The sequence below is a fragment of the Vibrio sp. nBUS_14 genome (genome assembly GCF_051201655.1).
GTDB lineage: Bacteria > Pseudomonadota > Gammaproteobacteria > Enterobacterales > Vibrionaceae > Vibrio.
In genome coordinates, this window is record NZ_CP179207.1 from 349319 (window position 1) to 375125 (window position 25807).

The 25807-nt window shown below is 44.9% G+C and carries 19 protein-coding genes and 3 pseudogenes; 18 read left to right on the forward strand and 4 right to left on the reverse strand.

Annotated features, from left to right (window positions below; all coding sequences use genetic code 11):
* The first annotated feature begins 300 nt into the window (after positions 1–300).
* Both ACMAZD_RS19120 and ACMAZD_RS19125 read left to right on the forward strand, forming a co-directional pair.
* Positions 301–1071, forward strand: a complete 771-nt coding sequence (locus tag ACMAZD_RS19120; RefSeq protein ID WP_010647221.1) for an SDR family NAD(P)-dependent oxidoreductase — start codon at positions 301–303, stop codon at positions 1069–1071.
* Positions 1072–1154: 83 nt separating this feature from the next.
* Positions 1155–1700, forward strand: a complete 546-nt coding sequence (locus ACMAZD_RS19125; RefSeq protein ID WP_435250193.1) for an OsmC family protein — start codon at positions 1155–1157, stop codon at positions 1698–1700.
* 310 nt (positions 1701–2010) lie between these two features.
* Here ACMAZD_RS19125 and tnpC read toward each other — a convergent pair whose 3' ends face one another.
* The 3 genes from tnpC to tnpA are packed head-to-tail and all read right to left on the reverse strand — an operon-like array spanning position 2011 to position 4258.
* Entirely contained in the window at positions 2011–3537 is a 1527-nt protein-coding gene (gene tnpC, locus ACMAZD_RS19130) for an IS66 family transposase (protein ID WP_435247105.1), read from the reverse strand.
* Positions 3538–3596: 59 nt separating this feature from the next.
* On the reverse strand, positions 3597–3950 hold the full coding sequence (gene tnpB / locus ACMAZD_RS19135; protein ID WP_435247104.1) for an IS66 family insertion sequence element accessory protein TnpB: 354 nt from the start codon (positions 3948–3950) through the stop codon (positions 3597–3599).
* Positions 3947–4258 carry an IS66 family insertion sequence element accessory protein TnpA gene (tnpA, locus tag ACMAZD_RS19140; RefSeq protein WP_016767112.1) on the reverse strand — a complete coding sequence of 104 codons (312 nt, stop codon included), beginning with the start codon at positions 4256–4258 and terminating at the stop codon, positions 3947–3949. The genes tnpB and tnpA overlap by 4 nt, the downstream gene beginning before the upstream one ends.
* 187 nt (positions 4259–4445) lie before the next feature.
* Between tnpA and ACMAZD_RS19145 the strand changes: the two genes are divergently transcribed.
* From ACMAZD_RS19145 to rlmJ, 16 genes and pseudogenes are all read left to right on the forward strand, one after another.
* On the forward strand, positions 4446–6065 hold the full coding sequence (locus ACMAZD_RS19145; protein ID WP_435247103.1) for an IS1634 family transposase: 1620 nt from the start codon (positions 4446–4448) through the stop codon (positions 6063–6065).
* A gap of 5 nt (positions 6066–6070) precedes the next feature.
* On the forward strand, positions 6071–6565 hold the full coding sequence (gene sodC, locus ACMAZD_RS19150) for a superoxide dismutase [Cu-Zn] SodC (protein WP_435250194.1): 495 nt from the start codon (positions 6071–6073) through the stop codon (positions 6563–6565).
* Between the two features lie 331 nt (positions 6566–6896).
* Positions 6897–8060, forward strand: a complete 1164-nt coding sequence (locus ACMAZD_RS19155) for a hypothetical protein (RefSeq protein ID WP_435250195.1) — start codon at positions 6897–6899, stop codon at positions 8058–8060.
* Positions 8061–8230: 170 nt separating this feature from the next.
* Positions 8231–9538 carry an IS4 family transposase gene (locus tag ACMAZD_RS19160; protein WP_435247567.1) on the forward strand — a complete coding sequence of 436 codons (1308 nt, stop codon included), beginning with the start codon at positions 8231–8233 and terminating at the stop codon, positions 9536–9538.
* Between the two features lie 227 nt (positions 9539–9765).
* Positions 9766–10440, forward strand: coding sequence for a hypothetical protein (locus ACMAZD_RS19165; RefSeq protein WP_435250196.1), 675 nt, complete (start codon positions 9766–9768; stop codon positions 10438–10440).
* Between the two features lie 66 nt (positions 10441–10506).
* A complete protein-coding gene (locus tag ACMAZD_RS19170; RefSeq protein WP_435250197.1) occupies positions 10507–11205 on the forward strand; it encodes an ABC transporter ATP-binding protein in 699 nt (232 codons plus the stop codon).
* Entirely contained in the window at positions 11193–12491 is a 1299-nt protein-coding gene (locus tag ACMAZD_RS19175; protein WP_435250198.1) for an ABC transporter permease, read from the forward strand. The genes ACMAZD_RS19170 and ACMAZD_RS19175 overlap by 13 nt, the downstream gene beginning before the upstream one ends.
* Positions 12484–13266 (forward strand): annotated as a pseudogene (locus ACMAZD_RS19180) (outer membrane lipoprotein-sorting protein). The gene ACMAZD_RS19175 and the pseudogene ACMAZD_RS19180 overlap by 8 nt, the downstream one beginning before the upstream one ends.
* A gap of 9 nt (positions 13267–13275) precedes the next feature.
* Positions 13276–14567, forward strand: a pseudogene (locus ACMAZD_RS19185) (hypothetical protein).
* The gene (locus ACMAZD_RS19190) at positions 14567–15601 is read left to right on the forward strand and encodes a sensor histidine kinase (protein ID WP_435250199.1); all 1035 of its coding nucleotides are present in this window, start codon (positions 14567–14569) and stop codon (positions 15599–15601) included. Before ACMAZD_RS19185 ends, ACMAZD_RS19190 begins: the two are co-directional and overlap by 1 nt.
* A 71-nt stretch (positions 15602–15672) precedes the next feature.
* Entirely contained in the window at positions 15673–16515 is an 843-nt protein-coding gene (locus ACMAZD_RS19195) for a LytR/AlgR family response regulator transcription factor (protein ID WP_435250200.1), read from the forward strand.
* A 238-nt stretch (positions 16516–16753) separates the two neighbouring features.
* A complete protein-coding gene (locus tag ACMAZD_RS19200; RefSeq protein ID WP_435250201.1) occupies positions 16754–19534 on the forward strand; it encodes a M16 family metallopeptidase in 2781 nt (926 codons plus the stop codon).
* Positions 19535–19817: 283 nt separating this feature from the next.
* Entirely contained in the window at positions 19818–20282 is a 465-nt protein-coding gene (locus ACMAZD_RS19205) for a hypothetical protein (protein WP_102414202.1), read from the forward strand.
* A gap of 273 nt (positions 20283–20555) precedes the next feature.
* Positions 20556–22352 carry a protein translocase subunit SecD gene (gene secD / locus ACMAZD_RS19210; protein WP_435250202.1) on the forward strand — a complete coding sequence of 599 codons (1797 nt, stop codon included), beginning with the start codon at positions 20556–20558 and terminating at the stop codon, positions 22350–22352.
* Positions 22353–22354: 2 nt separating this feature from the next.
* Complete coding sequence (gene secF, locus ACMAZD_RS19215) at positions 22355–23293, forward strand: protein translocase subunit SecF (protein WP_435250203.1); 939 nt, start codon at positions 22355–22357, stop codon at positions 23291–23293.
* Positions 23294–23495: 202 nt separating this feature from the next.
* The gene (gene rlmJ / locus ACMAZD_RS19220; RefSeq protein WP_435250204.1) at positions 23496–24362 is read left to right on the forward strand and encodes a 23S rRNA (adenine(2030)-N(6))-methyltransferase RlmJ; all 867 of its coding nucleotides are present in this window, start codon (positions 23496–23498) and stop codon (positions 24360–24362) included.
* 298 nt (positions 24363–24660) lie between these two features.
* Here rlmJ and ACMAZD_RS19225 read toward each other — a convergent pair.
* A pseudogene (locus tag ACMAZD_RS19225) lies at positions 24661–25749 on the reverse strand (alkene reductase).
* Positions 25750–25807: the final 58 nt, after the last annotated feature.

The window sequence follows — 25807 nt, forward strand, 5'->3', positions numbered from 1 at the left end:
TCGCCTCGTGGGTTCATGGGGCGTTTACGATTTGACTCACTAAATGGTGTTGTAGACACTTTCCATGAGACGGATACTTATTTTTATAAAAATAATTTAATAGTCTATATCATTGATAAATATGCCTTTTTAGTCAATTTAACTTTATCTACCTATCGATAGGTAGGTAAAGTTGTTGACGTGAAACTCGTCCGATCTTAAAGTACACCCACTGACGAGGAGATGGTCTCTACACTCCTCCATTTTTTTGAATAAACCACCTATCTATTGGTAGGTAGGTTTAAAATTAAGGATTTCATTATGTTTAACACATCTTCTATTGCACTAATTGTTGGCGGTTCTTCTGGTATGGGTAAAGCAACAGCAGAGCGACTGCTTAAGTCTGGTGTGCCTGTAATGATTCTCTCTCATGACAAACAGAATCTTGCTGAAGCAAAATTGGATCTGGAATCAACCACGAATGGTCATGTTGAAACTGCTCAGGTTGATTTATACGACCCTTCTGCTGTTCAAAGCTTTATTGAACAGTTAAATGCAGAAAAACGTCACATTGGCTACTTGGTGAATGCGGCTGGTTTCTTCAAACCTGTCGATTTCCTAGAGCACTCTGAGCAAGATTACGACCTTCAGTTAGATATGAACCGTGCTTTCTTCTTCATTACACAAGCCGTTGCGAAAAATATGAAACAACACGGTGGTGGCGCAATTGTAAACATCGGTTCTATGTGGGCACATCAAGCAATTAAAGCAACGCCTTCTTCAGCTTACTCTATGCAGAAAGCGGCACTGCATGCACTGACAAAAAACTTGGCCATTGAACTAGGCGACCACGGTGTACGTGTAAACGCTGTGGCTCCAGCAGTCGTGATGTCGACAATTTATAAGTCATTCATCGCTGAAGATGAGATTGAATCTGCACTACAAGGCTTTAACGATTTCCACCCAATTGGTCGAATTGGTTCTACAGACGATGTTGCTGACGCGATTGAATATCTACTATCGAATAAGTCTTCTTGGGTAACGGGTACGATTCTAAATGTCGATGGCGGCGTTATGGCGGGTCGAAACTAAATTATTTGTTGCCTTCCACGTGGTGTGGGAGGCATTACATGAACATTAATCACTATAAACAAGAAATAATTAAAGGATTTAACATGAGTAATGCACCATTAAATGGCCTTAACCTAGAAGACCTATCAGCTTATACGAAAGTTATTACTGATGATGCAACACAAGCGGTATCTGAATACGGCATTGTTGCTGAATGGAAAGGCGGTGTTCATAGCGAAATTCGCACGTTGAACCAAAAGGTCGGTGGAACAGAAATCGTTAAAGATTTTACTTTCGATGTGGGTGAACCAGAAGAGCTTCTTGGCAATAACGCATACCCTACGCCACAAGATTACCTGTTGGGCGGTATGGCTGGCTGTATGATGGTTGGATTTGTTGCAGGCGCCAGTACCCGCGGCATTCGTTTAGAGTCAGTAAAGTTGACCATCAAAGGGGCTTTGGATCTTCGTGGGTTCTTGAATGTAGCTGAAGAAGCTCCGGTTGGCTTCGAAGAGATCCAATTTCAGTTTGAAGTTCAAGGTGATGGTACTCAAGCTGATTACGATGAAGTTATTGCTGGGGTCCAACAATTTTCTCCGAATTACCGAACAATCAGTGATGCCGTTAAAGTGTCAGCGATTGTAGCTTAATTAAACGATTTTATTTAATTAGCTAAAAATATAGAAACTATTTTTAATTTATGCACTGCCACTGCTTTGAGCCTATATTTTTATATAGGCTCTTTTTTATTTTAAAATATATAAATTAGCTTGGTTTAGCCAGCGAGACGGTGAAATTAAAGTTATCGAAAACGAGACCACTAAAACGATACAAGTGGTTAATAGCACTTGCTATGAAGTGATAAAACAACATGGCTTGCTGCACTTGCTCTTATCCGTCATTCCGCAGCCAATTCTAGATTTTAATGTAAACGCCCCATGAACCCACGAGGCGATGTTGTTAATGTTTGAAGTTCCAAGGTAGGAGCGCATCGATATCAGGCTCAGCTTTCGCTAGCTCTTTCATGCACTTGACCATGTAGTCGTAGAGGATAAGGCCGTTGGCTTTCGCCGTCTCGACGATGCTGTAAAGCATCGCGCTCGCATCAGCACCATTTGGTGTGTTCGAGAAGAGCCAATTTTTTCTGCCAATGACCAGCGGTTTAATGGCGCGTTCAGCACGATTATTATCGATAGATAAATGACCGTCATCGATATAGCGGATAAGTTTCGGCCATTGGCCGAGCGTGTATTTTATCGCCTTACCCAGCGAGCTAGACGCTAGCACTTGTTGAGTCGTCATCCACTCGTACAGCTCATCCAGTATCGGCTTGGCATGCAGTTGACGTTCTGCTTTTCGTGTTTCGACAGTCGCACCTCTTAAGCGCGATTCTATCCCATAGAGCTTCTGGATTTTGGCTAGCGCTTTATCTGCTTTGCCTGACTTACCTTTACCTTGAAGCTTCTTAGCATCCATGAACTTACGCCGTGCATGTGCCAAGCAACCAACATTGGTTACGTGATGAAGACCATCATAGGCACCATAGCCATCGGTTTGCAGATAACCACTGTAATCCCCCAAGAAGGCAACAGGGCATGCCCTCGCGCGACTGTTTTGATAGTCGTACAAGGCGATATTCTTTACATTCGGCAGTGCAGCGTCGGGCGAGTCTGCGCCCGAGCAGTAGAGCCACATATAACACTGTTTATCTTCTTTGAGGACATTGAGCGGCGTTTCATCTGCCTGAACCACCACTTGTTGGAGTAGATGCTCTTTCAAGGCCGCATACAGCGGTGTGAACTTCTCACTGACTTGGATAACCCACCTTGCCATCGTGGTTCGTGATAGCTCGATACCCGACTGGGTAAACAGCGACTCTTGGCGGTACAGTGGCATTGCGTATTGATATTTGCCAAGGATGATGTTGGCTAGCAAGCTTTCTGTCGCGAAGCTTTTAGGGATGATGCTCTGGGGCGCTGGCTTTTGAACGATGTGGCTTTTGTCTTCAGTTTGCTCGCACTGACGACAAGCATACTTAGGACGAACATATTCCAGCACTTTGAGCACGGCTGGTGAGAACTCAAGTTTCTCACTGCGGTCTTCACCGATTTTATGCAGACTATGTTGGCAGCATGCACACTGTTTTTCATGGTCGTCTAAATCGAGTTCGATAACCTCACGAGGCAAAGTCTTTGGAAGTGGCTTGCGTTTACCACGCTTCTTCGTTGTGGTCGTTGTTACCTCAACCACCTCTCCCTTAGCGGCTTCACATTCCACTTCGTTGAAGAGGTCACCTTGAGATTCATCGTAAGGCTTTAACGCCTCCGAGCGTTTTGCGAACTGGCGGTCGAAAGCAAGTTTGAGTTGCTCAAGCAGAGATTGACGCTCTTGTTTCCATTGGTTTTCTGACGCCATCAGCGCTTTCACCATCGCTTGTAGCTTGGCAATATCTTGGCTTTCTGGGTTGATATCTGGCGTCTTTTTCATGGCATTTATTATACTAAAATCATGCTGTTAACGCTTGGCAGATAAGGCTTTATTATCGATTAAGTCATTGTAACATCGTTTATTTGAACGGGTTTATGGCCGATAATCGTGAAGCCAGAAAGCAGTCTATCAAGCTCGAATTGAGTCAGGGTAAACACTTCATTTTTCTCTTTTGTAGGCCATTTATACTTGGCTTTTTCAAGGCGTTTATACCAAAGCGCAAAGCCAGTTTTATCCCAGTACAGCACTTTGATTTTGTCGCGCTGTTTATTGGTGAACAGGAACAGTGCGCCGCTTCCCAAGGGTAAATCGGTGTCACTTTCGATAATCGCCGCGAGGCCATTAATGGACTTTCTAAAATCGACACTCTCACGATACAGATAAATCTCTGGTGCGCTGAGCATATGTTTCATGACAAGGCTCCAATGAGTTCTGCCAGGTAGGTAGCGGGCGTGCCTTGAGGAATGCTCAACTCCACATCATTGATGAGAAGTGTCATGTTAGCGGTGGCTATTTGAGCTTGATATTTCGTTGTCTTTTCGACGATCTCTGCCCGTACAAAGCCTTGAGAGACATCTGCTTTTTTGAGTTGCTGGCGCTTAGCGTAAAACGTCGAGGGGTTGAGTTCATTTAGCTTACAAAATGCAAGCGTTGACAATGAACTCGATTCAGATTGCTCGATGAGCGTTTGCCATTCTTGATTAGTGTGTCGTTTTCCCATTTCAAATCTCCTTATGGTTGGAGACTTGATCTTATTCTTCGCGCTAGGCGATTAGAATGCGGGGTTTATGACGCGCTTACATTTTAATTAGTGTGATCCCACGATCATTTATCAATAATGATTGCAGTTGAGACTTGACGCAGATCCCCCGTTTTGATCTATTACTTTTATTTGCCGGTAACTTGCGATGTCTGCTCCTCAACCTGTCATAAAACGCTTAGATCATCTTGGATTAATCGCTGCATTCTGTCATGAGATTGATTTACCCGGGCTTATCGACCGCATAATTCCTAAGTATTCAGAGCATAATGTCTCACACGGTGATGCCGTTCTAGCCATGATTTTGAACGGTTTGGGCTTCCATAGTCGAACATTGCATATGTTTTCTGACTTTTTCGAGACAAAGCCAATATCAAAGCTGCTTGCTAAAAACATAGAAGCGCACCACTTAACTGATGATGTTCTTGGGCGCACATTAGATGCTTTATTTGAAGCTGATGTATCTATTTTATATCAAGTTATTGCAGAGCATACCGTTGAAAAATTGGGCCTCAAGACAGAGTCTGTCCACCTTGATATAACGAGTTTCCATGTTGATGGTGAATATGCTCAATCAGCAGAGGATGACATTAATTCTATTCAACTCGTCAAAGGTTATAGTCGAGATCACCGACCTGAATTGAATCAGGTTGTCCTTGAATTAATTTGTGAAAATCAAGCAGGGCTCCCTGTTTATATGCAGGCTCTCAGTGGAAACACGAACGATGCAAAAGCATTTGCAGAGGTCACTAAGCGCCATATTCACTGTCTTAAAGCCGCGCAAAATAGTCGTTACTTTATTGCTGATGCAGCTTTATACACGTCAGACAGTATTTGCTCACTTGATGAACAAAAGCAGAAGTTCATTACACGCGTCCCAATGACCATTAAAATGGCCAAACAAGCTCTACTGGCATTATCGCCAGCGCAATTAGAGCCTATCGGTAATGGTTATTCGGGGCACTGGATTGAATCTGATTATGGCAACGTGAAGCAGCGATGGTTGTTAGTGAACAGCGAGCAAGCGACAAAGCGAGAAGAAGCCACTTTTTATAAAAATTTGGATAAAAATCTGACCAAAGAGCTTAAATCTCTAGCTCAATTAGCTAAGAAACAATTTGCCTGTGCGACTGATGCACAAAAGGCTATGAGTGAATTTCAGAGTCAATGCCAACTGTTGAGTTTCGAGCAAAGTGAGATACGGCAAGTGCCCGAGTTTGCTGGCCGAGGGCGCCCTAAAAAAGATGAGGTTCCAACTGGATACCACTACAAAATTGAAGCAAATCCGTTCACTGATTTAGAAAAAGTAAAACTCGCGAAGCTTAAAGTTGGTATGTTCATTCTTGCGACCAATGATACTGAAAGTACCGATCTCGATATGGCTGCGTTACTGGAACACTACAAGTCACAACAGAAAGTCGAGCGAGGTTTTCGCTTCCTTAAAAGCCCTGAGTTTTTAACATCATCTATCTTCTTAAAAAAACCACAACGCATCGAAGCTTTACTCATGATAATGACCTTAAGCCTAATGGTTTATGCTGGACTCGAGCATAAGATACGTGAAGAGTTGGCTGTTACTGAAGAATTTTTTCCAAGCATGGTTAAGAACAAAACCACATCTAAGCCAACTGCTCGCTGGGTGTTTTTAAAATTTGAAGGGGTCGATACACTTGAGTTCGGCGAACAATGGTTTATCACCGGCATTCAAGACCATCAGAGGAGATTGCTTCAATTGCTAGGTAAGCTATATGAAGCAATTTATTCCTAAATGAGGTGCGGAGTGTCGGTCTTATCTCTTCTCCTGTTTTTTCTGAAGTAGTGAATGTTGAAATGATCGATCTTGGCTCGGGTCAGTCAACCGGAACTGTAGTGATAAGCTCAAGTGAATACGGGGCTGTCTTTACGCCGGAATTGAAAGGTTTACCTGCTGGTACACATGGCTTCCATGTACACGTGAATGGTTCGTGCGACAGCATCATCAAAGATGGAAAAATCATTCTCGGTGGAGCTGCAGGCAGACATTATGACCCGGAGAAAACGAGTAAGCATGGTTTCCCTTGTACGGATGATAATCACCTTGGTGATTTAGCGTCGCTTTACGTTAATGCTCATGGCGTAGCCGACCAACCAGTTATGGCGCCAAGAGTAATATTAGATAACGTGAAAGGCAGAGCGTTGATGGTCCATGCTGGCGGTGACAACCATTTTGACCATCCAGCCAAGCTTGGCGGCGGTGGTGCACGCATTGTATGTGGCGTGATTAAGTAATCTCTTCTTTAAGAATCATAAAAAGCGCTCCAACTATAATTGGATGTTTTTTATAGGTAGGGATTAGGCTTGTTCGTTGACGTGGAATGGGTATCAATGGACTTAGCTTAGTTTGGACGAAGCAGAAGAGACTAAAAAGTCATCTAATCTTGATTTACTTGTTTCATTGTAAGAATGAGGAACTCACGCACGCACACTAATCCTTCATGATGAGCTTTTTGTTAGTAAAAACATCCATTTCAATGGTTGTTTTATCGCCACTCTTTATTTGGTTGATAGATTTATCATATTGTTTTAATTACTTACATTTTTAATAGTTAGAGGCAATTTAATGCGATATCAATCTTCACCAAGTACCCACACAGAACAAACACAACAATCTCCCCAAGAGCGAGCTAATCACCAGCGTTTGGCTCGAAAGGAAGAGCTTACAGTTACTAAAGCCGATAATCAGCGTTGGGCTGAAAATCGCGAAAGAGTCATTGCTGAACGCAATAATGAAAACGCCGACATAACATTAACTCAACTAAAAGAAGACAAGAAAAAGCGTGGATTCAGTTCCTTATTGTGCGCGAAACCGACCTTTTCTAAACTTCCAACCAAGACCATTGCTTATTGTTGGGTAAACACTAAAGCCGAAAGTGGCGAAGACAATATTATTCCTAGCGTTGAAAAGGAGCATGGTCTGTTAAATGTGATTAGTAATGCAAAAATCACCCCGAAGGTAAAACACATCATTTATGTCGATAGACGCACTGAAGGGCGAACATGTTACGACTCACGCGTTGAGATTCCTGAAAATGTTAAGTTCGTTTCCGTTGATGAGTTGCTAACTAAGAAAAATATGTCAACGCCAGAAATTGCTCAGAAGATGACGGAGTTGTATGAGGCGAGTATCAATCACGGTAGTGCAGCTTTTGCAAAGAATATGGTCTCTTTACTGGCTTTAAATAAAGGGGATTACTTCTTCGACATAGGTGTCGGCATAAAGCCCGATGGCAACTTAGCTAAGCACCTCAATGGCGAGAGCAAATATCAGGGAGGCTCAGTAGGAAACGGCAGCTATTTGATGGGGGGACACGAGAAAGAAAGTATTGAGATGATTGTCGAGTTCCTTTATGGATTCTATACCTGTGAAAGGGCACCGGAGGTACATCCCAAGAAAGCAGTGGAAATCTTAAACAACCTTGATGAATCGTTATTAGGAACAGATGTTGTGAATGAGGTTGTAAGCAACGCGAAACTGAACGAAAAAATTACACCTGCTGAATTCGTTACGTATTCTCGAATGATGGAGAGAAAGTTTGCTGAGCGCGGCGTTAAGACCACAACGAGTGAATATGCCCGTCATACTGACGCCGTGTTTGGGAATACCATTGCAACCATTACTAATGGTACTAAAACGAAATTTAAGGACGGAGCAGACTTCGTTAACAATCATAAGATGAGCCATCTTCATAAAGTCAAAGTGGAAGAACATCATGTTCCGGTTTGATAAAGAGAACAAAGCCGAGCTATAAAAAGCGAGCGAATATCTCAGATAAATTGAAATAGAAAAGGGGCTCATTGGAGTCTAATGCCGATCAGTTAAAGCCAAAGTGATCGGTTGAACGATCCTCCAGAACTGTCAAAATCCAAGTGTATTTAATGCACTTGGATTTTTTTATGGATGTTTCCCAAGCTCTAAACATAATTAATGATTGGAAACCTAGCAACGTTGAAACTTTGTCTGACTTGCTTCCAATTGACCTCATCGATGAAGCTTATTCTCTTACTGATACTGTCACTATGAGAAAGAGGAAATTAACTCTAGAATCCATGGTTTGGTTACTTGTTGGAATGGCTATCTACAACAATAAATCCATGAAAAACTTAGTTAACCAGCTCGATATTGTCGACCGTACAGGTAAAGCTTTTGTCGCACCGAGCGCGTTGACTCAACGACGAAAGACGTTGGGTGAAGACGCAATTAAAGCGGTCTTTGAGCGAATGACAACCTCATGGTTAAAAAGTGCAAAGTTACCCCAGTGGAATGGATTAACGCTGCTTGGCGTCGATGGAGTTGTTTGGCGAACGCCCGATAATCCACAAAATGAAAATGCATTTTCTCGACAAAAAGGGACACAATATCCGCAAGTGAGAATGGTCTGCCAAATGGAACTAAGCAGTCACATAATCACGGCCAGTGCCTTTGATAATTACAATACAAACGAAATGGTATTAGCTGAAAAACTGATAGAAAAAACACCGAATCATAGTGTGACAATGTTCGATAAGGGTTTCTATTCTTTAGGTTTATTACATAAATGGCAAGACTCTGGCTCAGAGCGCCATTGGCTTATCCCCCTCAAGAAAAATACACAATATGATATTGTTCAATCTTTAGGGCGAAATGACAAACTGGTTCAACTACATAGTAATCCAAGAGCGAGGAAGCTATGGCCTGATTTACCAAAGTCGATAACCGCTCGACTTGTCACTCGTAAAATTAAAGGAAAAGACTACCAAGTATTAACTTCCATGACGGACTCTCTGCGTTACCCATCAAAAGATATTGTAGGCCTCTATGAGCATCGTTGGGAAATAGAGTTAGGCTACCGAGAACAAAAACAATACATGCTTGGAAACCGTCTTACGCTGCGAAGTCGTTTACCGGAGCTGGTAAAGCAGGAGTTATGGGGCATCTTGCTTACTTACAATTTAATCCGATATCAGATGGTCGAGCTTTGCTTCAATTTAAAGGGAAATTATCTTCCCTATCAACTGAGTTTTAACGGCACATTGGCTCATGTATCAGCGTTACTTGTAGGCTTACCTTACTCAACACCAGGCGCAATACCTCGGCAGTTAAAGGGGTTCCACAACATGGCTGAAAGCTTAATACTTGAAGGGCGAAGGGAAAGAACATTCCCTAGAAAAGTTAAACCTAGACCACAACGATATGCTAAGAACAAAAATGCCGTTCACTCTTAAGTGAACGGCATTAGCTCATTGGAGTCTCTTTTTGAATGGCGAATATGTTGACCACTACACAGCCTCAGGCTGGGATGGGGGAAAGTTCGCTACTTTGCTTTTCGTTTTCCATTCACACCCTCTCTAAACCATTCACTCCTTACTATTACCATTCGTCGCATTGGTAAAACTGCACGACAAATTCTCGTTAACCTTTCAACGTCAACATTTGAAAGGGATTAGAAATCATGACTACTGCAAACACGATTTACTCACTTACTTCTCAATTTAAGCGCTCATTTTTGATTGGGCTTGTTTCAATCGCTCCAACGTTAGCTTTGGCGAATCCAAGTTCAGATGTGCTCGATATCTATAACCAAGCCGCGCAAGGCAATGAAGACTTGGTTGAGGTTGCGTATGAACGCCTGAATGACACGCTGCAACAAGACGGCACTACGCCACTGACTTTGGTTTATCTAGGTAGCACCGAAACCCTGATGGGGCGTGATGCGTTCTTACCTTGGAACAAGATGAAGTATGTGGAAAAGGGTTTGTCGACCATTGATAAATCACTGGTGCTGCTGAAAGACGAAGACCAACCGATTCATGAGCAACCTCGTGTTCAAGGGCTGCCAGATTCTTACCTAACTCGCGCAATGGCCGCCGTTACTTACACCTCTCTGCCAGACATGTTTAACCACTTCGATCGTGGTTATGACCTGTTCCTCTCGTTACTTGAGGAAGATGATTTTCAACAACAACACTTCGCTGCGACCTCGTGGATTTACCGTTATGCCATTACCGCATCGATTCGTGCTGAAGACTTCGAGCAAGCACAAGCTTGGTTAGAACAAATGGAAACTGCCGATGCTGGCAACATCGAAACTATAACTGCGAAGGCGCTCATTGCGAATGCTAAATAATGGGCGCGAAAGCTAAATAGTAGCTGCGAACGCTTAAGAATGGATGGGTAATAAGAGGACAACGAAATGATTGAATTTAAAGATATCGGCAAAGCATATCTCACGGGCGGTCAACGTGTTGATGCACTAAACGGGGTCGATGGACATATCCAGCGCGGTGAAATGGTGGCGTTATGTGGGCCATCAGGTTCTGGCAAAAGCACACTTTTGAATATTCTTGGATTGTTGGATATGGATTACCTAGGCGAGATCAATATTGATGGCCAACCGTATCCGACAGAGCAAATCGCCGCTGCACGTTTTCGTCGTCAGTCGCTGGGTTTTGTGTTTCAGCGATTCAATCTGGTTCCTGTGATGACCGCGCTCGAAAACGTTGCTTACCCATTGATGTTGAACCAATGCTCGAAACAAGAACAACAGGCCAGATCACAACATATGCTGGAGCGTGTTGGATTGGGGGATTATGTTAATCATCGCCCAGATAATCTTTCTGGAGGCCAACAGCAACGTGTCGCGATAGCCAGAGCGTTGATTCACAACCCAAGCTTGGTGATTGCCGATGAGCCGACCGCGAGCCTAGACAGTCACACCGCCAAGCTTGTGATCGACATTATGAAAGAGATCGGCCACGAAATGGGCACGACTTTTATTGTCGCAACGCACGACCCAAGAATGGCACAGCGCTGCGATCGAGTCATTGAACTTATCGACGGTCAACTGGCGCCACAAGATGCAACCATGGAGGCGATCTCATGGGTAAGTTAAGACAAAGAATGAGCACGTTTTTACTTCCAACCTCGGTGCGTTTGGCGTGGCTTAACTTATTAAGAAATGGTCGACGCAGTCTACTTTCGGTGTTGATTATCGCGATTGCGGTATTTGCGCTGACGTCGGCAGGAGGCTACGGGCTTTACACCTACGAATCTTTGAGAGAATCGACCGCTCGAGATACTGGTCATCTTACTTTGAGCACGCCTGGGTACTTTGAACAAGACGAAGACATGCCGCTGAGCAATGGTCTCGATAATGTTCAAACGCTAACCAAGAGCATCATTGGTGACAGTGACGTGCGTGGTGTGCAGCCGCGAGTCTACTTCAGCGGTTTGGTGTCTAACGGCAGCAAATCGACCATCTTTATGGGAACGGGCGTCAATGAGCGTGAGTTCGACATGAAAGGTCCTTTCCTTGATGTGCGCAACGGGCAAACCCTGTCGGATGTGAAATCCCCAAGATACGACAGCCAAGAACCCCAAGTGATGCTAGGAACTGACCTTGCTCGCAACCTCAAAGTTGCAGTTGGTGATTGGGTGACACTGCTCGCGACCACCAGTGACGGTGCTTTGAACGCTTTTGATTTTAAGGTACAGGGTATTTATTCGACAGGGGTTCCTGAGTTGGATAAGCGTCAGCTTTACGTACACATCACCACAGCCCAAGAGCTTTTGGCCTCAGACAAAGTCAGCACCTTGTCGGTGTTCCTATTTGAAACAAGCAAGACCTCGACCGTTCAACAGCGCATTCAAGCTGCTTTGGATCGAAATAGAGTTAGCCAAAGCGATCAAGGCACAGAGATCGAGATCACCCCATGGCAAGATCGCGCGTTTTTCTACACCAAGGTTAAAGATCTTTACGATCGTATCTTCGGCATCATGGGTGCTGTGATGGCATTGGTGGTGTTCGTGTCGCTGTTTAACACCATGACCATGTCAGTGACGGAACGCACTCGTGAAATTGGCACCTTGTCGGCACTCGGCAGTTACCCTTCTGAAATCGTGGCTGGCTTCTTAAAAGAGGCGGGATTGTTGGCTGTGATTGGCAGCGCGATCGGCGCGTTAGTGAGTGGCTTAGTGACGGTGTTATTGCTGATGGTTGATATACAAATGCCACCCCCTCCGGGTCGAACCGAAGGTTACCCACTCAACATTTACTTCTCACTGGAATTAGTTGGTTACGCCACTTTAGGTGTGCTGACGATATGTTTGCTAGCTGCTTATTTCTCTGCTCGTAAAGGCGTGAATAAGCCAATCACGGAGGCACTGGTTTATGTGTAAATTAACTCGTTCACTCACTGTTTTAGGTTCTGTATTGGTTTTGGTTCTAGCATCGACACCAAGCTGGGCAGTCGATTCACAACAAGTCACAGAGATGATCGCCAAAGCGGATAGCTATCGTTTGAACAGTGCACAAGCATCCAAGGTGGTTTCTCTGGTGGCGCTATATCAAGACGAGCAACTGGACAAAACCCGTGAATACAACGTCTATGCAAGACCAAATCGAGAGTCGTTGGTCGTGTTTAAGTCGGCGGTCGAGGCTGGGCAGAAGATGCTGATGATTGAAGATAACTATTGGTTGTTGATGCCAAAGTCTCGTCAACCAATTCGTATCACACCGATGCAAAAGCTATTGGGTGAAGCATCGGTGGGGGATATCTCTACGCTGACATGGAGCGAAGATTACCAAGGCTAGTGGGTTGCCGATCAGCAGGTTGAGATGCCGACTGGCGAGACACTCGATACTTATCATCTAAAGCTAACGGCGAAAACCAAGGGTGCCAGCTATCAATCGATTGATCTATGGTTAACGGCAGACCGAGCGTTTCCTGTTAAAGCGGATCTGTATCTGCGTTCAGGTAAGTTAGCCAAGCAAGCTTGGTTTACTGAAGGCGTGCGAGATGGCTTGCCAAGTGTAGTATCGATGACTTTGCTCGATAAGATTCAACCAAGTAAGAAAACTGTGATTGAGTATCGCGAGGTAAGCGAACAAGCTTTAGCGGACAAATACTACAACCCTGCTTACTTATCGCGTAATAGCGTGTCTGGACTTTAGGTGGGTGGCATGAGAGCTTTTAGTCGTCGATTCCACATCAAGCCTTTAATCGCTAGCTTTCTTGCATTGTCTTGTGTGAGTAACACGACTCAAGCGGACGATCTGAGCCTAGCGTGGGACTGGCAACTGAGTGCTGAGGCGTTGAATCGCGAGAGTCGCCATTTAGTCCTTTCGCATCTGATAACCGTCAGTCACTCAATGGTTTGCTGGATCTTGAAGTTGGATATGGCAATTGGCTTGGCCTGTTTGCCGTGAAAGCCAATGATATTTTGAGTAATACTCCTCAAGACCAAGACGCGAGCTTTGAATCGGAATTCATTGTGCGCGAGTTGTTTTGGCAAGGTGGTGTTGAACTGTCTAATTCAGCGTTCGGTGATCATTACCTCGATGTCACACTCGGTAAGGTTCGCCTAGATTGGGGCGTGGGTTATGGCTACCGACCTTTAGACATCATCAAGCCTTACCGACAAAACCCAGTGGGCATTGTCGCAGAAGAGGGCGCCGGTGTGGCTTCAGCGTCACTGTTCGATATGACGGGCGAATGGACACTGCTTTACAGCGATTCATCATGGACTTCTCAAGATGTGAATGAGTTCGAAAAGCAGAATCAGCAACAAGGGTTTGGCTTACGTCGTTACAACTTAGTAGGCGACCACGAATATCAATGGGTCGCTTATTATGACGATGTACGTCACGGCTTGCTTGGAGCGAGTTTAGTGTCAGTGTTGAATCTCGTTTGGGAGTTTCATGGCTCGGTGATCTATCAACGACAAAGCCTTGGCTACAGTCAGCCCAACTCACAGCTTAAACCGCTTTATCTTGAAGAGCAGGGCGAGGCTTATCAAGCGTTAGCAGGACTTACGTGGGCCAATGACACCGGCCACAATGTGGTGCTGGAATACTGGTTTGATAGCCGAGCTTGGAGCAATACTGAATGGCAAAGCGCAATAGAAAGTGCAGAGTCTTTGTCGGTGAATCCGACGACAGCATCACTGGCAGGTTCTTATGCGCAAGGTTATCAACACGCCAATTTGGTTCAACACAACATCATGTTTCACTGGTCATGGGATTCGACATATGGCTGGCTTGAAGATATCACGCCAACGTTTGATGTGATGTTGTCTCCTCAAAACGGTGGCTTTATTGCTACTCAGTGGCTCAACTATCAGGCGTTAGATAATGGCGACTCATCGTTGGATTTGGAACTTGCTGCACGCTTTCTACGCGGTAAAAGTGATTCTGCTTACGCCAACTTACCCGATAGTCATATGATTCTTTTAAATATCAAAGGACGATTTTAATGAACACTTTTTCAAACAGTCGGTTTGCTTGGATTAAAAGCTTCGCGTTCACCACGCTATTTTGTGTTCTTATTGCGATTATAACGAATACGATTTGGGGAGGCGGGCTTACGCTCAATTTGGCCATCAGCTTCGGTTTTGGTTACAGCGCGGTTGGCTCTTCATTTGTGTTGGTTGAACTATTCAAAAGGAAATCAAAGGCATTTGATGTGGGGGTATCAATGGTGATTGCGATGACCCTCGGTACTTTGAATGCGCACTATTGGTTGAACGGCTTTTTCGGCTCTAACCTTTCCGATCTTAAGTCTGTGATGCTGCTTGGTGTGATCTTCTGTTCCGTTTGTTATTACATTTTCTACACAAGAGAGCAGCAGCTACGTGCCAATAACGAATTAGAGGTGGCTAGGCGTCGCCAAGCTGATCAAGAAAAGGTTGTCTTACTTAGCCAGCTAAAACAGCTGCAAAGCCAAATTGAGCCGCACTTTTTGTTCAACACTCTTGCGACCATCAATGTATTGATTGAGAGTGACAGCGCCAAAGCTAAGTTGATGCTTGAAAAACTCACCGACTTGTTGCGTGTGACTTTGAAAAACAGCCGCACTGAGCAATCGACCATCGCACAAGAGGTCGATTTGCTCGACGCGTATCTGAACATCCAGAAGATACGATTAGATGAGCGCTTGACGTTCTCGATTGAAACCAACGACATCAGCGATCAGCAAGTGATTCCACCTTTTTTGATTCAACCCTTGGTCGAGAACGCACTTACGCACGGTATCGAACCCAAAGCAGCGGGTGGCCAAGTGAATATCCGTATTACTCAACAAGCCGAGCAGTTGAAAATTGAAGTGTCAGACAATGGTACGGGGTTGAAAACACCGTCTATTGCTGCTGGCCATGGTGTTGGGCTGAGTAACATTCGCCAGCGAATCGATACCCTTTATGGTGACAAGGCGAGCCTGACGATCACAGAGCAAGCTGAGGGCGGGGTTGTGTCGATCATCTTGTTGCCGATGATTGTCGCAGCAGCCTAGAGCTAAGACCAGCAAGCACAGAGCTGTGACCAAAAATAGACGATTTACAGTGTGAATTTAAAGGATTAACCATGAACAACCCAGTATTACAGCCGAGTGTAACGGCCATTATCGCAGACGATGAAGCACTGTTAAGGCACCATCTCGACAAGAGCCTTGCTGAGGTTTGGCCAGAACTCGAGATCGTCAGCAAGGCACAAAACGGTTTGGAGGTGATGCAAAGTATTCAGCAGCTTAAGCCCGATGTGGCTTTTCTCGATATTCGTATGCCTGAGCTTGATGGAATCTCACTAGCGAAACAACTCAGCAAGATAGATTCGCCGCCATTAATTGTGTTCATTACGGCTTATGACGAATACGCAGTTAAAGCCTTTGAGCACAATGCGATGGATTACCTGCTCAAGCCAATCAATGAAGAGCGTTTACTTGCCACGTGTCATAAGGTTCAAGCGCGTCTGTCGAGTAATCAAACGAAATCAGATAGCACTCGGGAGCAGCCCGATATTGCTGCACTAATGAGTCAACTTCAGCAGTTATCGCAATCGACCTCACAACAACCTCCCTATCGACCGCAGCAAAAGCACCTCACATGGCTTAAAGCCACTGCCGGGGAAGACATTCACCTAATCGCCGTCGATGATGTGGCGTATTTCAAAGCCGAAGACAAATACGTATCTATATTTAAAAAAGGCCAAGGCGACTCTCTAGAGGAGTTTATTCTTCGCGTGTCACTAAAAGAGCTGATCGCCCAGCTCAATCCTGATGAGTTTTGGCAGATCCACCGCTCCGTGGTGGTGAAAGTCTCGGCCATTGATAAGGTGAAGAAAGGGCTCTCAGGTCAGATGTCGGCGTATGTGTCGGGCGAGAAGCTACCCATCAGCCGCGCTTCGCAATCGCTCTTCAAGGGTATGTAGCGAACAAGCTTAAAGGTATGTAGCCATTGATTTTAAACGGATGTAGCTAACGAGTTTAAATGGATGTATTAGGCTCTTATCAAAACGCTGCTTTAAACGAGCAAAGCCAATCTTACATAGCGCATGATGATTTATAAAATGAAGATCTAGATCACAAAGATATTCATCGGGTTAAATATTAAATAATAATCATTAACTCAATCTGTATATTGTCAATGAATGACATTAAGAGGTTGTTATGAAAACATATTATTTAGCGACGGCACTATGCCTAACTTTGGTTGGCTGTAGCTCAACATCAAAAACCACCGAAACGCCAATCCAGCCGGATCCGGCATGGACTTCAGGCCAGCTAGAAAATGGCCTTACCTACCATGTTTATCCAGATCATGAAGAATCCGTATCTGTTCGTTTAGTCGTGCACGCGGGTTCGTTCCAAGAGACTGACCAACAAAAAGGTTATGCGCACTTTTTGGAGCACATGGCATTCAATGGCAGTAAAAATTTCTCTCAAAATGACGTGATTCGTCTATTCGAAGATGCAGGCGCTAGCTTTGGTGCTGATATCAATGCCTACACTTCTTACCAAGAAACTGTGTATCAATTAGATTTACCTGACAATGTCCAATTACAGTCTGCCCTGACGTGGATGCGAGACATTGGTGATGCTCTGGATCTATCAAGTTCAGAAGTTGAAAAAGAGAAAGGTGTGATTCTTGGTGAGTTCCGTTATGCACGCTTAGACGACAAGCCATTCGCAGAACAGTTTTTTGACCACTTCATTGAGGGTGGTCAGTATGAAGGCCAAGGTGCACTTGGTACTAAAGAGTCTGTGCTCAGCGCGACTTCCCAAGGGCTAAATAGCTTTTATCAGAATTGGTATCAACCTCAGAACGTTGAGGTGATTGTCTCCGGTGACATTGACACAAAAACCGTCATTCCATTAATTGAACAGAAGTTTTCAGACTGGCAGCGTGGACAAACTCCCAAGCCAGTAAAACAAAGAATTACCACCTTTAACGAAGGTGATTATATTGAATATGCAGAGTCGGAAGCGCCAAGTATCTCTTTGATGATCAACCGAGGAGCGAGTGCGATTGACACTCGTGCGCAACAGCATCAACTTTGGCTTGATGAGACTGCACAACAACTGATCAGGCAGCGACTCAATACCAAGTTCAATGATGCGGCTTTGCCAACTCAATGGATAAGTTCCAAACATTATTCTATGGAATATCAGCGCTATTCATTCGTGGATGTTGGCTTTCCTGTCGGCGCTCGTGAGGTAACTCAAAAGGAGCTAATCGCCACATTGGCATCTCTGCGTGATTATGGCGTCTCTGAAAATGAGATAATTAGCGAACAGCATTATTATCAAGACTTACTCGATAATGTTGAGATCGATTGGGACAATATGGACAGCGTACAGCACGCTAACCAGAAAGCGACGGCTTTAGTGAACGAACAAATCGTGCAATCACAACGAGACTATGAAGCGAGCCTTGAAGAGTTTGTCGCAAATCTCGATCTTGATGTGATTAATGCCAATATTAAGGCTTTGCTTTCTAGCGACTATTTCGTAGTGGTTGGTATGAATGAAAGTGAAGATAAAGTTGCGGTTACCCAAGCCATCGAGAGCTTGAAAGCAACTTATAGCGAAAAGGGTACCAAACCGTTGTTTTCGGTGACCAGCAGTGCTTTTGCTGTTCCTAGTTCGCAAGGCGATATTGAGTTAGTGGAACAGATGTATGTAGACCCATATGTTCAAAAGTGGACGCTTAGCAATGGTATCGAGATGTGGTATATGCGTGACTATCTTGCAGGCGATGACATAGGTATTTATTACACAAGCTTAGGTGGTAAGGCAGCAATTGATCCTAGCTTATACCCAGCGACAGAGTTAGTCCTTCCTGCTATAGGTAGAAGTGGTGTTGGCAGTTTTTCAGGAACGGAGCTTGATGCGCATTTGGATCGTGAAGATATTCAGGTTTATCCGTTTATCGATTTTACCCGCCATGGCGTCGAATTTAAGCTCAACAGTGGTGGCTTAGCGGAAACTTTTGCTGCACTCAACGCGATCGTTACATCAGTTAAAGTGTCGCCAGAGCAACTTGAGGCGGTTAAACAAGAGTTCATTCAAAATCGAGATTCTTACTTAGCAAGCCCGACTGGTCAGTTCGCATATGCAATGAACCAAAATACTTATCAAGCGGACAGTGATCATGTGTTGCTCGATAGTAAAAGTGTGGAAACGGTTTCTGTTGAAGAGATAAAGAGCGTCCATCAGCAGTTGTTTGGTCAATTCCGAAATAATCAGCTGGTTATTGTGGGCGACATTGATCCAAGTGAACTCAAACCTCTGGTTCGCCAGTACTTGGCTTCTATTCCATTGGAAAAAGCCGTTGTGCCGGACTTTAACGTCGCGTACAAGCACCCATCTAAAGCGCGTATTGATTTGTCGGTCAACACGGCTAATAGCACTGAGTACATGCTAAGAGTCATTGCGGAGCCTTCAGCTCATACTGGAATAGTAAGAGGGCAAACGGCGAAGGATATCTTTATGGAAGACATGCTGCAACGCCTGCTTGTTACTCGTTTAGACGCGTACATACGTGAAGATTTAAGTCTAGATTACTCACCTTATGCTTACTATGCATCTCAAGATGGTGATACAAGCCATGACTGGTTTATTGGTGCGATGATCGACCCTAAAAATGCCGATAAGATAGAAGTCGCGATTGATAAAGTGGTTGCAGACCTTCTGAAGGGCGTCTCACATGATGAGATTAGAGCGGCTGGCAAGCAATTAGAAGCGGATTTTACGCCTTTAGATACTAGCGTTGTTGACCAAGCATGGTTCGTGTCTCGTTATCTTTTGCACGATTATGGTGTAGAAGCCTTGTTTAACGTGAAAGCGACGGTTAACTCGATTTCTCGTGAAGACATGAATCAACTTGTCCAACACATCTTTGGTGAAAATAGCCGCAAGGTTAAGAACATCATGCGTCCTAAAGCCTAAAGCCTAAAGCCTAAAGCCAACAGAAACACTTAACCCAAAGCCAAGCGAGCACCGCTTGGCTTTCTTGTTTCCACCATTCGTAACACCTATACACCACCTGTTGCTAAGTACTTTTAGATCTATGTAAATCTAAATTGTGAGAGCGCTTAATCGGTTGCATCGAATCATTTTCTAAAAAAATGTTTTAAATCAAGACAGCGTTTCATTTGTATTGTAGATTGACGATCTACGAGAATGTTGTTTGGATATTAGATTGCTTAAACTGGGTACCCGATTAGTCTTAATGTTGTTTTTACTGAGCTTTGGTTTAGTGAATTCTAACGGCTATTCGTTTCCTTCTAAACCATTCCAAATTCATTCGGCTCAAGAGCAATCTTCGCAGAATGATCTTTGTAAACAGGCAACTGCGGATAATCCGTCGGCCTATTTAGAGTGCGATAAGGTTCAGTTTGGCACCACGTCATTAGATAACAGTTCCAACTATCACGACACTGAATCGAGCCTTCAAGCGACAGCCTTTCGACGTATGCTCAGCAATGAGCAAGAAAGCGTGGCCGACCTTGAGCCTGCGTATCATCTACTGATCGACTTCTCTCCCCCTTCAATACTGGCTTCCCTGCTCTTCAACACGCCGTTGTTGGATTCTAAGCAGCACTGGACCAGCATTGTGAGTTCTCCGTCCTCCCGGCTTTCTGGGTGGAAAGAGGGCAACATTCAATACTCGCATTTCCGAGAACTTCTTAGCTAATCGTTTGACCCTAAATTGGTGGTATCGATGGTCGCCTCGCGCCCGTTCAACTCGCCAATTAACCCAATATAGCGAGACACAATTATTAGCTTCACTATTACTCAATCAGCTTGTTCTGGTTGTGACTAGTTGACGTTCGTGTTCGCAAAACATTAGTTATACCAATCGCAGTAAATAACTGGCCACCCTAGCTGGTTAAAATGCTCGATCACTGCTTTATTCCGGCGCTATTGTTGAGCACGTGTTTACGGTGATTGGTAAAAAGAAGAGATCTTGACTGTGAAAAAACGCATTCCAAGAAAACAAATTAACCACTACTCAAAGTGGAAATACGTGGTGCTTATCGCCACCATCATCATGATTCTAAGTGCCTTACCTTCTTGGTTTGGTGAGGACGCCTCGGTTCAAATCAGCAATCGCTCTGAGCAGACCATCGATGCGACTCAAATTACTCAATACCTTGCGAGCGAAGGCATCCAAGCCAAATCGGCCTTTCAAAAAGACAAACGTTTAGTGGTGATCTTAGAAGATGCTGAACAACAAGCGAAAGCCAAAGAGGTGCTGAATGAGCGCCTATTGGATAACGCGACCGTTGCGTTAGCGATGGAGCCAGCAGCACCTAAATGGCTAACAGACATGGGTTTTGCGCCGATTCAGTTAGGCCTTGATTTACGTGGTGGTGTGCAGTTCTTATTAGAAGTGGATATGGAGCCTGTTTATCACGCGCAAGCGCAAGCGATGGTCGACGAGATCACCAGCGAAGTGCGTTATGCCCGCGGTAAAGTGGTGAACAACCAAGTTCAGTTTGATTTCCGTACCGACGCCGATTTTGAAAAAGCACAGAAGCTGATTCGTGAAGAGTTCCCACATTGGCTGCGTGATCGCTCAGATAAGTCACTGACGTTAACTCAGTCTGAAGAAGAGCAAAGAACGCTACGCAACCTGACCGTTCAACAAAACCTGCAAATCATGCGCAGCCGTATTGAAGAATTAGGCATCACAGAAGCATCGATTCAACGTCAAGGTGAAAGCCGTATCCGCATCGAACTTCCGGGTGTTCAAGACCCTGCAGCTGCGAAAGACGTGATTGGTGCTACGGCTTCATTAGCGTTCTATTCGGTGTACGACAATGCAACGCGCAATACTCAAACGCTAAAAGATACAGAGGGCAACCGTGTCGTTGTCGCTCGCAAAGCAGTACTGAGCGGTGAACATATTATCGATGCTCGTAGTGGCATTGGTGAGATGGGCAGCGCTGAAGTAAACATTACCCTAGATTCTTCTGGTGGTAAGAAAATGTCTGAGTTCTCTCGTCATAACATCGGCAAGCCAATGGCAACTGTGTACAGCGAATACAGTCGTGATAGAGCAGGCAACAGCAAGCAAGACAGTGAAGTGATCAGTGTGGCAAACATCCAGTCTCAACTGGGCAGCCGCTTCAGAATTACTGGCGCTGGCAGCTTGGCTGAAGCACAAGAGCTTGCGTTACTGCTGCGTGCGGGTTCATTGACTGCGCCAGTGACCATCATTGAAGAACGTACCATTGGTCCGTCTTTGGGTGCGGAAAACGTAATTAACGGCTTTGCTGCTCTCGCGCTTGGCCTTGGTCTGACTTTAACGTTTATGGCGCTATGGTATCGCCGCCTTGGTTGGGTCGCGAACGGCGCGTTGATCGTCAACATGACCACATTGTTTGGTTTGATTGCTTTACTACCGGGTGCAGTCTTAACTCTGCCGGGTATTGCAGGCTTGGTACTGACCGTCGGTATGGCGGTGGATACTAACGTGCTTATCTTCGAACGTATTCGAGACAAGATGAAAGAAGGCCGCAGCTTTGCTAGCTCCATCGATCGTGGTTTTGACAGTGCGTTCTCTTCTATTTTCGATGCTAACGTCACCACCATGATCGTTGCTGTGGCTCTATATACCATTGGTAATGGACCGATTCAGGGCTTCGCTCTGACCCTAGGCTTAGGTCTTCTAACCAGTATGTTTACGGGCATTTTTGCTTCACGAGCGATCATCAATTTGGTTTGGGGGCGTGACCAACGCCACGATGTAAGGATTTAAGCATGAGTATTTCAAATATGACTATTTCAGACCGATATCTTTCAGATAAAAACATGACGCGCCTTCGTAAGATGATGTCTGTGATTTCTATTGTGCTGTTCATGAGCTCTGTGATGCTGGTGGCAGTGAAAGGTTTTAACTGGGGCTTGGACTTTACTGGCGGTGTGGTTGCTGAAGTTCAACTCTTTGATCAAGTAACCAAAGATGCGTTAAAAACCAAACTTGATACGGCTTTCCAACAAGACGTTCAAGTGGTTGGTATGGCAGAACAAGATCGCTGGACGATTCGTTACAGCCAACTGACAGACGCTCCACAGCCAAACTTAGTGGATGCTTTGTCATCGGTGAGTGACCAAGTAAAAGTGCTTAACAGCAGTGTGGTTGGCCCTCAAGTGGGTCAAGACATGGTTGACCAAGGTGGCTTGGCGGTATTGGTGTGTTTCCTAATGATCATGCTGTACTTGAGTGTACGTTTTGAATGGCGTTTGGCACTGGGTGCTCTTGCTGCAATCATTTACGACGTGACGCTTATCTTGGGTCTGTTCGCTTTTACTCAGTTCGAGTTCAACTTGACTGTGTTAGCGGCTGTGTTGGCGATTTTGGGTTATTCGTTGAATGACTCGATCATCATTGCCGACCGTGTTCGTGAAATGCTTCGCGGCAATCCAAACGGTGATACTGACAACTTGCTCAATGAATCGGTTAAAGCAACCTTCTCACGCACCATGGTGACTTCAGGAACAACTTTAATCACCGTATCTGCGCTTTGGCTACTCGGTGGCGCTGCGCTGCAAGGTTTTGCGATTGCATTGGTTGTCGGCATTGTCAGCGGTACGTGGTCTTCAGTTTCTGTCGGCATCACACTACCTAAGTTACTTGGCCTACAGCCTTGTCACTATCAAGTGAAAGCGCCAGTAGAAGTTGAGGGTGATTACCCTTAGGTTATCCATTCGTTCACAGGACGACTGAGTCAGTAACGTCAATAAAGCCCTTCGTTTATAACAATACGAGGGGCTTTATTTTTTTATAAGAGTCAGACAGTTAGTGAAAAGAGAAGCTATTTCAAAAAACGATGGATTGAATAGGCAACCGCGTGTGATATGAAGTATGTTTAGATGACGTCAGTAAAAATGAGGCAAAGGAATGGAATATCGACATCAATGTCATGTAGGCGACCATGGGGATGCACTCAAGCATCCAGTATTGAGTGCACTAGTTAAATCATTAATGCAGCAACACTCACGCCTCAATGTTATCGACACACACTCTGGTACAGGGTGTTATGACCTCACTACAGCACCAAGCAATCACGCGGGCGAGTTTGCGGAAGGGGTCGGGTATCTTTGGCAAAATAAGGCTTACCTTCCAGAATCATTCGCTTCTTTTATGTCGGTATTGGAATACTACAATCCGAATAGGCTTATCTCTTTGTATCCCGGTTCTGCTGCCATCGCATATCAACAAGGTCGCAGCCAAGACAGCTTCTATTTTTCAGATATTCAGCAAGATGAAGCCGACCTACTGCAAACCAATATTGAGAAGCTGCAACGCGATCTCGATGTCTCAAGCAAGCTCACGATTACCGCCGGCGATGGGCTCAAAGCGCTGCCTGATGATGTGGCAAAGCACGATAATCATCACCTGATCGTGATCGACCCGCCTTACGAAACCGATTCTGAATATCTCGCGGTGATTGATGCCTTGGTTAAGGCGTATCTACAGTCTGAGAAGGTATCCGCACTGATTTGGTATCCACTCTATACCGATGACAAAAGCTCACTGATTTTGAACCACTGCGTGACAGCGGTGAAGGATGGTTTGCTACCAAGCCCGATTAAATCGGAATTACGACTGCGCGATCCCAAGGGTGATGATCGCCTGATCGGCAGCGGTTTGTTGCTGTTTAATCCGCCACAAGGCATTGTCGGACAGGTTGCTGGCACACTTGATTACTTACATCGTCAGCTCGCAACCAATGGTGAGGGTTATTGGCAAATGAGAAGTCTATAAACCTGATTTATCTGGGGGTTTGTGGTGTTTTTCTAGACGCTGTTCACTAAATCACTGTAACTAATATGGTTTAAATTGACCAAATGCTAACTTTTATCGATTGATTAATTGCAGTGAATCATTTAAAAATAGAATATCAATGCGCGCAAGTGCATACTGGCTCATAAGTTAAATAATTACCCCTAATTAATATCAGATTGTGGTTTACCCCCTAAACTGCATTAGGCTCGCACTAGTCATGCGAGCCTTTCTTTTGCCTGAAGGAAAATCTAAGGCCGTTCTATCAATTTAAAATCTACTACAACGCTGGGTAATCGATATAGCCTTTTTCGTTTCCGCCGAATAGGGTGGCGCCATCGAGTTGTGCTAGCTCGCTGCCATTTTGTAGGCGTGAAACGAGATCTGGGTTTGCCACGAATGGGCGACCAAATGCGACGAGATCCGCGTAGCCTTTACTTAATACTTCTTCGGCGCGTTCTCGTGTGTAGCTACCAGCGACGATGATTGTGTTAGAGAAGAGTTCTCTTAGCTCTACACGGAAGCTTTCAGGTATCACAGGCGCATCATCCCAATCGGCTTCTGATAAATGCAGGTAAGCGATGTCACGCGCTTGCAGCGCCTTTGATGCCTCTAAAATTGTTGGCACGATGTCTGGGCAATCCATGTCTTTGAAGGTGATGAACGGCGCTAAACGCACACCCACTCTATCCGCACCAATCGCTTCAATCACGGCATCCACGACTTCAATTAGAAAACGAAGTCGGTTTTCGCGGCTGCCGCCGTAGTGGTCGGTTCGTTTGTTTGAGTTCGTTCTTAGGAATTGATCAATGAGGTAGCCATTACCGCCATGGATCTCGATACCATTAAAGCCTGCTTCGATGGCTTTATTCGATGAATTAGCAAAATCGTGAATCACACGGTCGATATCGGCTTGGGTCATCTCTCTGGGTTGGATGCAATCCACCATGTTGCCGTTTCCATTCTCATCAGAAATCCAAACCTGAGTTTCTATTGGAGCCAAAGCTGACGGTGCAATCGGCAGTTCGCCCTTTTGAAAGGTAGGGTGAGAGACGCGGCCGACATGCCATAACTGGCAGAATATCGCAGCACCTTGTTCTTTTGCGGCTGTGGTTACTGATTTCCAACCTTCGATTTGAGCGTCGGTATAAACGCCGGGTGTGAATTAGTAGCCTTGAGAGTCGTCTGAGATCTGCGTTGCTTCAGTTATGATTAAACCGGCACTAGCGCGTTGCTGGTAATAGGTTGCCATCATATCGTTTGGCACGTTTCCAGGTTGGCTAGTACGAGCGCGTGTCATGGGTGCCATAACCACGCGGTTTTGCAGTTTTAGGCCTTTGAGTTCTGATGTTTCGAATAATTGGTTCATGGTTTCTACCTTGTTTTAATTCAGTGTTTTTTAATTCAGTGGTCTCTAGTTTTGTGTT

Coding starts and splice junctions, on each gene's coding strand:
- tnpA (WP_016767112.1), bottom strand. CDS start 4,258: ATGGGAAAACGACACACTAATCAAGAATGGCAAACGCTCATCGAGCAA.
- ACMAZD_RS19145 (WP_435247103.1), top strand. CDS start 4,446: ATGTCTGCTCCTCAACCTGTCATAAAACGCTTAGATCATCTTGGATTA.
- ACMAZD_RS19160 (WP_435247567.1), top strand. CDS start 8,231: ATGGATGTTTCCCAAGCTCTAAACATAATTAATGATTGGAAACCTAGC.
- ACMAZD_RS19165 (WP_435250196.1), top strand. CDS start 9,766: ATGACTACTGCAAACACGATTTACTCACTTACTTCTCAATTTAAGCGC.
- ACMAZD_RS19125 (WP_435250193.1), top strand. CDS start 1,155: ATGAGTAATGCACCATTAAATGGCCTTAACCTAGAAGACCTATCAGCT.
- ACMAZD_RS19120 (WP_010647221.1), top strand. CDS start 301: ATGTTTAACACATCTTCTATTGCACTAATTGTTGGCGGTTCTTCTGGT.
- ACMAZD_RS19200 (WP_435250201.1), top strand. CDS start 16,754: ATGAAAACATATTATTTAGCGACGGCACTATGCCTAACTTTGGTTGGC.
- tnpC (WP_435247105.1), bottom strand. CDS start 3,537: ATGAAAAAGACGCCAGATATCAACCCAGAAAGCCAAGATATTGCCAAG.
- rlmJ (WP_435250204.1), top strand. CDS start 23,496: ATGGAATATCGACATCAATGTCATGTAGGCGACCATGGGGATGCACTC.
- ACMAZD_RS19190 (WP_435250199.1), top strand. CDS start 14,567: ATGAACACTTTTTCAAACAGTCGGTTTGCTTGGATTAAAAGCTTCGCG.
- ACMAZD_RS19205 (WP_102414202.1), top strand. CDS start 19,818: ATGTTGTTTTTACTGAGCTTTGGTTTAGTGAATTCTAACGGCTATTCG.
- secF (WP_435250203.1), top strand. CDS start 22,355: ATGAGTATTTCAAATATGACTATTTCAGACCGATATCTTTCAGATAAA.
- ACMAZD_RS19170 (WP_435250197.1), top strand. CDS start 10,507: ATGATTGAATTTAAAGATATCGGCAAAGCATATCTCACGGGCGGTCAA.
- ACMAZD_RS19195 (WP_435250200.1), top strand. CDS start 15,673: ATGAACAACCCAGTATTACAGCCGAGTGTAACGGCCATTATCGCAGAC.
- tnpB (WP_435247104.1), bottom strand. CDS start 3,950: ATGAAACATATGCTCAGCGCACCAGAGATTTATCTGTATCGTGAGAGT.
- ACMAZD_RS19175 (WP_435250198.1), top strand. CDS start 11,193: ATGGGTAAGTTAAGACAAAGAATGAGCACGTTTTTACTTCCAACCTCG.
- ACMAZD_RS19155 (WP_435250195.1), top strand. CDS start 6,897: ATGCGATATCAATCTTCACCAAGTACCCACACAGAACAAACACAACAA.